Origin of the sequence: Streptomyces silaceus (genome assembly GCF_001419745.1) — a bacterium.
Classification (GTDB): domain Bacteria; phylum Actinomycetota; class Actinomycetes; order Streptomycetales; family Streptomycetaceae; genus Streptomyces; species Streptomyces silaceus.
In genome coordinates this window covers 1-9,565 of sequence record NZ_LIRJ01000260.1, presented here as the reverse complement: position 1 = coordinate 9,565, position 9,565 = coordinate 1, and the positions used below count along the sequence as shown (strand labels likewise).

Here is a 9,565-nt window from a genome sequence, read left to right as displayed (position 1 = left end):
GGGCGCCCCCGCCGCATCGAGCCGGAGGCCATCGCCGCCGCCGCGCGCCGGATCCTCCAGGAGGAGGGGCTGGCCGGGCTGAGCATGCGCCGGGTCGCCAAGGAGGTCGGCACGACGCCGATGGCGCTCTACCACCACGTGCGCGACAAGGACGACCTCCTGATGCTCACGCTCTCCGGCACGGCCGACTCGCTCCCCCGCCCCGACCTGCCCGCCGACCCGCGCGAGCGGCTGCTCGCCGTCTCCCTGCACATGCACGCGACGCTGCTGCGGATGCCCTGGGTGGTCGAGGTGCTCGGCCTCGGCGACCTCACCGACCGGGGCGCCCTGTGGATGGTCGAGGAGATCGTCGGCATCTGCGTCGGCCACGGCATGAGCCAGGCGGAGGCCGTCCGCGCGTACCGGACCATCTGGCACTGCGTCTACGGCGACCTGGCCTTCCGGCGCGCGATGGAGCGCCGCGCCGCGGATCCGGAGCGCAGGCGGCACTTCCCCGACCTGCTCACGGACGCGGACGCCGCCGAGCTCCCCCACCTCGCGGCGCTGGCCGACCGGTGGACCGAGCTGACCGAGGACTACGACGCCTCCGGCCAACTCGGCGCGGTCATCGACGGGTTGCTCGCCCGGACCGCGCGCCCGGAACCGTCCGGGGGGATGTGACAGGCTCCCCCGCATGCCCTTCGACCACAACGACCACTACCACCGGCTCCTCCTGCGGAAGCTGCCCCCGCACGGCCGCACCGCCCTCGACATCGGCTGCGGTACCGGCCGCTTCGCCCGCGCCCTCGCGGCCCGGGGCTACGAGGTGGACGCGCTCGACCCGTCGGCGCAGGTCGTCGCCGCGGCGGAGGCGGCCGGCGGCGGCCCCCGCTACCGCGTGGCCGACGTGACCCGGGAGGACCTGCCCGAGGGGCACTACGACGTCATCACGTGCCTGGCGAGCCTGCACCACATGCCGTTCGACACGCTGACCCGGCTGCGCGCCGCCCTCGCGCCCGGCGGCACCCTGCTCGTCCTCGGCTGCTACGCGGGCACGACCCCGTGGGACGTCGTGGCGTCCCCGGCCAACGCGGTGGCCCGGATGACGGTGTACGCCTCCGAGCGGCTGCGCGGCACGCACACGCCCCCGCTCAAGGCCCCCGTACGGCAGCCCGACATGCGCCTGCCGCGGATCCGCGCCGAGGCCCCCCGTCTGCTGCCCGGCGCGACCGTGCGCCACCTGCTCTTCTGGCGCTACCTGCTGACGTACCGCAGGCCGCTCGGGAGCTGACTAGCGCTCCTCCACCGGCTCGAACCGCCACCGGTGCACCGCGCGCGTCACCAGCTCCGGCGCGGGCTCGGGCAGTTCGGGGAGCTCGGCGTCGAACGGCGCGTCCCACCAGGTGATGACGAGGACCCGGTCCTGCGGCGCGCGGAAGGTCTCCCGCCGCAGCGGCGCGGCCGCCCCGGCGAGCTCCTGCTGCCGCGCCCAGTCGAGCAGTTCCCGCCCGCGCCCCTCGACGGCACGGGCCTCCCACATCAGCGCGACGCTCACGAGTACAGGTTCTCCTTGCTGACCTCGTGCACGTGGTCGTGGTCGTGGCCGTGCGCGTGGCCCGGCACGTGCGGCTCCGTCACCGGCAGCGACGAGTCCGCCGACAGGTCCCAGGACGAGGCGGCCCGGTTGCGCGCCACCATCTCGGCGCCGAGCGCGGCGACCATCGCGCCGTTGTCCGTGCACAGCTTGGGGCGCGGCACGCGCAGCCGGATGCCGGCCTTCTCGCACCGCTCCTGCGCGAGCGCCCTCAGCCGCGAGTTGGCCGCCACGCCGCCGCCGATCATGAGGTGGTCGACGCCCTCGTCCTTGCAGGCCCGCACGGCCTTGCGGGTCAGCACGTCGACGACCGCCTCCTGGAAGGACGCCGACACGTCCCGCACCGGCACGTCCTCGCCCGCGGCCCGCTTCGCCTCGATCCAGCGGGCGACGGACGTCTTCAGACCGGAGAAGGAGAAGTCGTACGCCGGGTCGCGCGGCCCGGTGAGCCCGCGCGGGAAGGAGATGGCGTTCGGGTCGCCCTCGCGCGCGTAGCGGTCGATGACGGGACCGCCCGGGAAGCCGAGGTTCAGCACGCGCGCGATCTTGTCGAAGGCCTCGCCCGCCGCGTCGTCGATGGTCGCGCCGAGCGGCCGCACGTCCGAGGTGATGTCGGCGGACAGGAGCAGCGAGGAGTGACCGCCCGACACGAGCAGCGCCATGGTCGGCTCGGGCAGCGGCCCGTGCTCCAGCTGGTCCACGCAGATGTGCGAGGCGAGGTGGTTGACGCCGTAGAGCGGCTTGCCGAGCGCGTACGCGTACGCCTTGGCGGCCGAGACGCCGACGAGCAGCGCACCCGCGAGCCCGGGGCCCGCGGTCACGGCGATGCCGTCGAGGTCCCGGGCGCTCACGCCCGCTTCCTTCAGGGCGCGCTCGATGGTGGGCACCATCGCCTCCAGGTGCGCGCGGGAGGCGACCTCGGGCACCACGCCACCGAAGCGGGCGTGTTCGTCGACGCTGGAGGCGACGGCGTCGGCGAGCAGGGTGGTGCCGCGCACGATGCCGACGCCGGTCTCGTCGCAGGAGGTCTCGATGCCGAGGACGAGGGGTTCGTCGCGCGAGTCAGCCATGAATCTCGGTTCCTTGTACGGATACGGAAGTGGAGGGGTCGGTGAGGCGCATGACCAGGGCGTCCACGTTGCCCGGCTGGTAGTAGCCGCGCCGGAAGCCGATGGGCTCGAAGCCGAAGCGCTCGTAGAGCTTCTGGGCCCGGGTGTTGTCCACCCGCACCTCCAGCATCACCTCGGCGCACTCGAAGGCGCTCGCGGCCCGCAGCAGGTCGGTGAGGAGCCGGGCGCCGAGGCCGGTGCCCCAGTGGTCGCGGGCCACGGCGATGGTCTGGACGTCGGCGAGGTCCCCGGACGTGGCGAGCCCTGCGTAGCCGACGAGACGGTCGCCGTCCATGGCCACCACATAGCGGCGGGTGGCCTGCGGCCCGCGCGCGTGGGCGAGCTCGGACCAGAACATCCCGCGCGACCAGGCGTCGTCCGGGAAGAGCTCCTTCTCCAGGGCGAACACCGGGTCGATGTCCCACCAGCGCATCTCGCGCAGCACGGCGGCCGCGGTCACCTGGGTCACTTGGGGGTGACCACCTTGTAGTTCTTGGGCACCTGCGCGTCCGGCCTGCGCAGGTACAGCGGCCGGGGCTCCAGGAGCTCCTCGCCCGCGGCCAGCCGCTCGGCGGCCAGCGACGCGAGCGCCGCCGCCGAGACGTGCTCGGGGGCGCGGGCGTCGGGGAAGGTGTCGGGGTAGAGCAGCGCGCCGGCGCCGACCGCGGGAAGGCCCGCGACCTCGTCGGCGATGTCCGCAGGCCGGTCGACGGCGGGGCCGCCCGCCCGGGTGCGCACGTCGTCGTAGCGCGCCCAGTAGACCTCCTTGCGCCGGGCGTCGGTCGCCACGACGAAGGGGCCGCTCTCGATGCCGGAGGCGTAGGCGAGGCCGTCCAGCGTGCACACCCCGTGCACGGGGACGCCGAGCGCGAGGCCGAACGTGTCGGCGGTCATCAGGCCGACGCGCAGGCCGGTGTAGGGGCCTGGGCCCACGCCGACGACGATGCCGGTGACGGCGTCGAGTCTCAGTCCGGCGTCGGCGAGCACACGGTCGACGGCCGGGAGCAGCAGTTCCCCGTGGCGCCGGGCGTCCACCTGGCTCGACTCCGAGACGACGGAGGAGCCGTCGTGGAGGGCGACGGTGACGGCGGGCGTTGCGGTATCCAGAGCGAGCAAGAGCACGCGAACAGCCTACGGCTCCGGCGCGCCGCGCACGGCCGCACCGGCATGGGGTGCGGCTGCCCCGGGAAGCGGCGCGGCTGCTGCTACCGTCAATCCGTAGCCGTACGCAGTACGAAGAGGTGGGTGGCGCAAGGTGTCAAGGAGCAGCTCGGGATTCGTGGCCGGGCTCACCGCCGCTGCCGTCGCCGTGGTCGGTTTCCTCGCCTACCAGGCCTCGGCCAGCGCGCCGGACAACCTGGCGAAGCACCCCGACACGTCGCCCTCGGCCTCCTCGCGCTCCCCCAAGGACAAGAAGAACCCGACGGCGGTCCCCACGGACTCCGGGGCGGGCAAGCGCGTCGTGTACTCCCTGGGCGAGGACCGGGTCTGGCTGGTCGAGGAGTCCGGGAAGGCGCAGCTCACCTACCAGGTCACGCCGGGCACGGTCGATCCCGCGCCGGGCACCTACCGGGTCAGCTCGCGCTCCGGGACGGTCACCGGCACGGACGGCGTGCCGATCGAGCACGTCGTGCGGTTCACGACCGTCGACGGCATCACGATCGGCTTCAGCGCCGCGGTCGACGGCTCGACGCCGAAGCCGGATCCGGAGAAGAAGACGGGCGGCATCCGCGAGTCACGCGCGCACGGCAACGCGATGTGGGAGTTCGCGGGGATCAGCCAGAAGATCGTCGTCGTTCCGTAAGAACGTCACCCGCAGGAGTGCCCGCCGCGGGCGCCGGGTCGCGCGGAGGTGTGTCGCGCGGGGGCATGTCGCGCGGGGGCGTGGAGACCGCGCTCGCCGCGGCGCACGACGCCAGCAGATCGCTCATGGAGAGGTGCCCGGGCGCCACGGCACCCGAGGGTCCCGGCCGCCCGTGCTGCCGCGGCTGTGCGTCACGTTCTGAAGCCGACATGGATGCCTCCTGGGACTTCGGGAGCAGACGTGGTTAGGTAGACCTAACCAAGACCCGATGTCCATGTGACCATGCAGGGCACACGCAACGCAACATTTTCCCGACGTCTTGTCGGAACGTTCGGGCGAACGTACGAGAACGTGCCGGGACCCGGCCGGTCCGGGCCCGCGGGCCCGGCCGGCACACGACAGGCGTCCCGGCCGGATCAGGCCGCCAGCGAGGCCAGGTCGGCGTCGGCCCAGCGCGCGCCGAGCCCGGTCAGCGTCACCTCGCGCACCTCGTCCGTCGTGTCGCCCACGGCCCGGTCGATGACGACCCGCAGCCGGTCGTCCGAGAGCTCCTCGACCTTGCCGTCGCCCCACTCCACGACGATCACCGAGTCGGGCAGGGACACGTCGAGGTCCAGGTCCTCCATCTCGTCGAGCCCGCCGCCCAGGCGGTACGCGTCGACGTGCACCAGCGCGGGACCCGCCCCCAGCGGCGGGTGCACGCGGGCGATGACGAAGGTCGGCGAGGTGACGGCGCCCCGCACGTCGAGGCCCTCACCGAGGCCGCGAGTCAGGGTCGTCTTGCCGGCGCCGAGCTCACCGGTGAGCATGACGAGGTCGCCGGGGCGCAGCAGTTTGGCCAGGCGGCGGCCCAACTCCCCCATCTGCCCGGGGGAGTTGACGGTGATCTTCAGCGTGTTGGCGGGGGCCTGGTGGTGCGGTGCTTCCATACCGCCCACGGTAGCCCCTGCGGGCGCCCGCTCCGGCCCGCCCGCCTGCGGCCGCCGGCCTCACAGGGCCGCGCTGCGCGCCTCCTCCACGGCCCGCACCAGCAGGTCCGCGAGCCGGTCCGTGACCACTTCCGGGTGCTCCAGCATGACCAGGTGCCCGGCGTCCGGGACCAGGACCAGCTCGGCCTCCGGCAGCCGGTCGGCGATCGCCTCGCTGTGCTCGCTCGGCGTGACCAGGTCCTTGTCCCCGGCCAGCACGAGCACCGGCAGCCCGGCGAAGTGCTCCAGCGCGTCCGCCTTCTCGTGCTCGGCGAAGGCCGGGTAGAACTCGGCGACCACGTCGATCGGCGTCGCCTCGATCATCCGCTCGGCGAACCGCGCGATGGCCGGGTCCACGTCCTTGCGCGAGAACGAGTAGCGCTTGATGACGCCCGCGAAGAGGTCCGCGGTGGCCCGCCGCCCCCGCTCCACCAGCTCGGCCTGCGAGCCGAGCGCCCGCAGCACGCCGGGCAGCACCCGCCGCACCGCGTTCATCCCGGCCACCGGGAGGCCGAAGTTCACCTCACCGAGGCGCCCCGAGGACGTGCCGACCAGGGCGACGCCCACGACGCGCTCGCGGATCAGCTCGGGGAACTGGTCGGCGAGGGCCATGCTCGTCATGCCGCCCATGGAGTGCCCGACGAGGATGATCGGCCCCTCGGGCGCGGCGGCGTCGATGACGGCCTTCAGGTCGCGCCCCAGCTGGTCGATGGAGACCGGCGCCTTCCGGTCGACCTGGTCGGCACCGCGCCCCGAACGGCCGTGGCTGCGCTGGTCCCAGTAGACCGCGCGGACGACGCCGCGCAGGGCGGCGCGCTGGAAGTGCCAGGAGTCCTGGTTCAGGCAGTAGCCGTGGCTGAAGACGACGGTGACCGGCGCGGGCGCCCGGCGGCCGAAGAGGCGGCGCCGGCGCGGGGCCTGGGCGCTGTCGGCCTCGACCTCCTCGACCTCGTAGCTGAGCTCGGTGCCGTCGTCCGCGTACGCCGTGCCGGGCATGCCGCGCAGGGAGCCGTACGGACCCGAGGCGTCGAGCGCCAGTCTCGCCTTCTTGCGCATGCCGCGGCCGACCGTGAGCCGCTCGATGGCGACACCGGCCGCCGCGCCCGCGGCGATCACTCCTATCGCGGCGCCCGCCACCCCGGCCCGGCGCCAGTTCCCGGTCGCGGCGGCGGCCTGTGTCACCGCTTCCGCCGCGGCCGCCCCCGTGCTGCTCTCGCTCACGTGCCGCTCCTCGTCAGTTCACCGATCAGTCGTCGGGCTGCTCGTCCACTCCGGGTCTCTCGTTCACATGGACGCGCGGGACGCGCGATCCGATGCGTGTGACGATCTCGTACGCGATGGTGCCCGCGGCCTGCGCCCAGTCCTCGGCGGTCGGCTCACCGCGGTCGCCGGGACCGAACAGCACCGCCTCCGAGCCCACCTCCGGCTCGTCCCCGCCGAGGTCGACGACGAACTGGTCCATCGCGACACGCCCCGCGACGGTCCGCCACTTGCCGCCGACCAGGACCGGGCCCGTGCCGGAGGCGTGGCGCGGGATGCCGTCGCCGTATCCGGCGGGGACGAGCCCGAGGGTCGTCTCGCCGGGGGTGATGTAGTGATGCCCGTAACTGACGCCGTGACCCCCCGGGGCGTGCTTCACATGGGCGAGCGACGCGGACAGGGTCATGACGGGCCGCAGCCCGAAGTCCTGCGGGGTGCCGACCTCGGGGCTCGGCGAGACGCCGTACATCGCGATGCCGGGCCGGACGAGGTCGAAGTGGGTCTCCGGGAGCGTGAGCGTGCCCGGGGAGTTGGCGATGTGCCGCACCTCGGGGCGTATCCCGTGCTCCTCGGCGTACGCCACCATCTCGCGGAAGACCGTGAGCTGCGCGGCGATCGAGGGGTGGCCCGGCTCGTCGGCGCACGCGAAGTGCGACCAGAGGCCGGTGACCTTCACCAGTCCCTCGGCCTCGGCGCGCAGGGACTCGGCGACCAGCTCGGGCCAGTCGGCCGGCAGGCAGCCGTTCCGCCCCAGGCCCGTGTCGGCCTTGAGCTGGATGCGGGCGGGGCGGCCGGCCGCGCGGGCGGCCGCCGTCACCTCACGCAGCGCCCACAGCGCGCTCACCGACATGTCCAGGTCGGCCTCGATGCCCTCGCGCCAGGGACCGCCCGGCGTCCACAGCCAGCACATGATCCGGCCGGGCAGGCCCGCGGCGCGCACGGCCAGGGCCTCCTCCGGGGTGGCGGTGCCGATCCAGGTGGCGCCCGCCTGGCGGGCGGCCCTGGCGCAGGGCACCATTCCGTGGCCGTACGCGTCCGCCTTCACCACGGCCATGAACGCGGCATCCGGCGCATGGGCGCGCAGCGAGCGCACGTTGGCACGCAGGGCGGCGAGGTCGATCTCGGCGCGGACACGGAAAGGTGCTGTCTCGTTCATCGCGGACAAGTGTCTCAGAGGGCGCCGACAGCCCCCGCTCCCGCGGGTCGGGCCGGGCCTCAGGTGCCCGGCTTGCGCCCCCACACGTACACGCGGTCGCCCTTGAAGAGGGTCTTCCACAGCGCGCGGGCGTCGGCGACCCGCATGTTCACGCAGCCGCGCGAGCCGGGCGGGCTGTACACGTTGCCGTAGATGGCGTGGAACGCCTGGCCGCCGTCGAAGAACTGGCTGTACGGCATGGGGGTGTCGTACAGCGACGACCAGTGGTTCTTGTGCTTCCAGTAGACCTTGTGCCAGCCCGTGCGGGTGCCGTACCCGGCGCGTCCGGTGCGCACGGGCACCGGCCCGAGCAGCACCTTCTCGCCCTTCTGCACCCACATCACCTGCCGTGACAGGTCCACGCAGGCGACGCGGTACGCGCGCGTGGGGCACCTCTTCGCGGCGTTCGGGTTCTCGCGGGCCGTGATCAGCCGCATCCGGGCCCAGGTCACCGGTCCCGCGAACCCGATCGCGGGCCGGATCCCCTCCTTGCGCTGGAACGCCCGGATGGCCCGGCAGTCGGCCGGGGACTGCCTGCCATCCACCTTCAGCCTCAGCCAGCGCTCGATCCGCCGCTGGTAGGGGCCGGTCCGCTTGGTGCAGGCGGGCGCGGCCTTGGTGGCGACCTCGCTCCGGGGCACGTACTCCACGAGTGCGTCGGCGGAGTCCGGCGCGTCCATGGGCTCGATCGCGTCCTCGGCGGCGCTCGGCGTGTACACGTGCGGCGGCAGCACCTGGTCCGGGGTGTCCAGCTCCCACGGGTGGGGCGCGGCGGCCGGGATGCCGGGGACCAGCGCGGCGGTCCCGGGGGCCGCGGGGCGCGGCGGCACGGGGTCCGCGGCCGCGGGGACGGCCGGCAGGACTGCGGCGAGGGCGAGCAGCACGGGGATACCCCGCTGGGCTGTCTTACTGATCATGTGATGAGCGAACCCGGCCCGGTGCCGTGCGGCCGTCAGCCGCGCGGAGGCGTCACTCGAAGGGCCGTCTCCGCGTCTGCTCAGCGGCGGACGTCCCGCCAGGCGGCGGGCAGCGCGTCGGCCACGTCCTGCGCGCCCACCGGCGCCCCGTCCGCCGCGAGCCGTCCGGCGAGTCCGTGCAGATACGCGGCCACCGACCCCGCGTCCCGGGCGCCGAGCCCCGCCGCCAGCAGGGACCCGGCGAGCCCCGACAGCACGTCGCCGCTGCCCGCGGTCGCCAGCCAGGGCGTCCCGGTGGGATTGACGCGCACGGCGCCCTCGGCCGGGCCGACGAGCGTGGTGGAGCCCTTGAGCAGCACGGTCGCGTCGTACCGCGCCGCCAGCTCCCGTACGGCGGCGAGCCGTCCCGCCTCGACCTCGGCGCGGGAGACGCCGAGCAGCGCGGCGGCCTCGCCGGCGTGCGGCGTGAGCAGGGTGGGCGCGGTCCTTGCCCGTACGGCCCCCTCCCCCGCGAGCCGCAGCCCGTCGGCGTCGATCAGCACGGGGACGTCGGCCGCGAGGACGTCCGCGAGGCGGTCGGCGTCGTCGCCGAGGCCGGGGCCCGCGACCCAGGCCTGGACGCGGTCGGCCCGCGCGGGCGGTCCTGCGGAGACCAGGGCCTCGGGGTACCGGGCGATGACGGCGTCCGCGGCGGGGCCCACGTAGCGCACGGCGCCCGCGCCGCCGCGCAGGGCGCCCG

General features: G+C 74.5%; 12 protein-coding genes. 3 read left to right on the top strand and 9 right to left on the bottom strand.

Going from position 1 to position 9,565, the window contains the following annotated elements:
* The coding region (locus tag AOK22_RS23675; protein ID WP_055700722.1) for a TetR/AcrR family transcriptional regulator at positions 1-660 on the top strand (660 nt) is incomplete at its 5' end.
* Between the two features lie 13 nt (positions 661-673).
* Complete coding sequence (locus AOK22_RS23670) at positions 674-1,270, top strand: class I SAM-dependent methyltransferase (RefSeq protein WP_055700721.1); 597 nt, start codon at positions 674-676, stop codon at positions 1,268-1,270.
* Here AOK22_RS23670 and AOK22_RS23665 read toward each other — a convergent pair whose 3' ends face one another.
* The 4 genes from AOK22_RS23665 to tsaB are packed head-to-tail and all read right to left on the bottom strand — an operon-like array spanning position 1,271 to position 3,804.
* Positions 1,271-1,534, bottom strand: a complete 264-nt coding sequence (locus tag AOK22_RS23665; protein WP_055700720.1) for a hypothetical protein — start codon at positions 1,532-1,534, stop codon at positions 1,271-1,273.
* Complete coding sequence (tsaD, locus tag AOK22_RS23660; RefSeq protein ID WP_055700719.1) at positions 1,531-2,643, bottom strand: tRNA (adenosine(37)-N6)-threonylcarbamoyltransferase complex transferase subunit TsaD; 1,113 nt, start codon at positions 2,641-2,643, stop codon at positions 1,531-1,533. Before tsaD ends, AOK22_RS23665 begins: the two co-directional genes overlap by 4 nt.
* Positions 2,636-3,115, bottom strand: coding sequence for a ribosomal protein S18-alanine N-acetyltransferase (rimI, locus tag AOK22_RS23655; protein ID WP_055700723.1), 480 nt, complete (start codon positions 3,113-3,115; stop codon positions 2,636-2,638). The genes tsaD and rimI overlap by 8 nt, the downstream gene beginning before the upstream one ends.
* 32 nt (positions 3,116-3,147) lie before the next feature.
* The gene (gene tsaB, locus AOK22_RS23650) at positions 3,148-3,804 is read right to left on the bottom strand and encodes a tRNA (adenosine(37)-N6)-threonylcarbamoyltransferase complex dimerization subunit type 1 TsaB (protein ID WP_055700718.1); all 657 of its coding nucleotides are present in this window, start codon (positions 3,802-3,804) and stop codon (positions 3,148-3,150) included.
* Positions 3,805-3,937: 133 nt separating this feature from the next.
* On the opposite strand from tsaB, the gene AOK22_RS23645 reads away from it, so the two are divergent.
* Complete coding sequence (locus AOK22_RS23645; protein WP_055700717.1) at positions 3,938-4,486, top strand: hypothetical protein; 549 nt, start codon at positions 3,938-3,940, stop codon at positions 4,484-4,486.
* 416 nt (positions 4,487-4,902) lie between these two features.
* Here the strand turns inward: AOK22_RS23645 and tsaE are convergent, their stop codons facing one another.
* The 5 genes from tsaE to AOK22_RS23620 all read right to left on the bottom strand — a co-directional run.
* Positions 4,903-5,415, bottom strand: a complete 513-nt coding sequence (gene tsaE, locus AOK22_RS23640; RefSeq protein WP_055700716.1) for a tRNA (adenosine(37)-N6)-threonylcarbamoyltransferase complex ATPase subunit type 1 TsaE — start codon at positions 5,413-5,415, stop codon at positions 4,903-4,905.
* A 60-nt stretch (positions 5,416-5,475) separates the two neighbouring features.
* On the bottom strand, positions 5,476-6,675 hold the full coding sequence (locus tag AOK22_RS23635; protein ID WP_055700715.1) for an alpha/beta fold hydrolase: 1,200 nt from the start codon (positions 6,673-6,675) through the stop codon (positions 5,476-5,478).
* A 25-nt stretch (positions 6,676-6,700) separates the two neighbouring features.
* Entirely contained in the window at positions 6,701-7,870 is a 1,170-nt protein-coding gene (alr, locus tag AOK22_RS23630) for an alanine racemase (RefSeq protein WP_055700714.1), read from the bottom strand.
* 59 nt (positions 7,871-7,929) lie between these two features.
* Positions 7,930-8,826 (bottom strand): L,D-transpeptidase family protein, encoded by an 897-nt coding sequence (locus AOK22_RS23625; protein ID WP_055700713.1) that lies wholly within the window; start codon positions 8,824-8,826, stop codon positions 7,930-7,932.
* An 80-nt stretch (positions 8,827-8,906) separates the two neighbouring features.
* The coding region (locus AOK22_RS23620; protein ID WP_167357877.1) for an ADP-dependent NAD(P)H-hydrate dehydratase at positions 8,907-9,565 on the bottom strand (659 nt) is incomplete at its 5' end.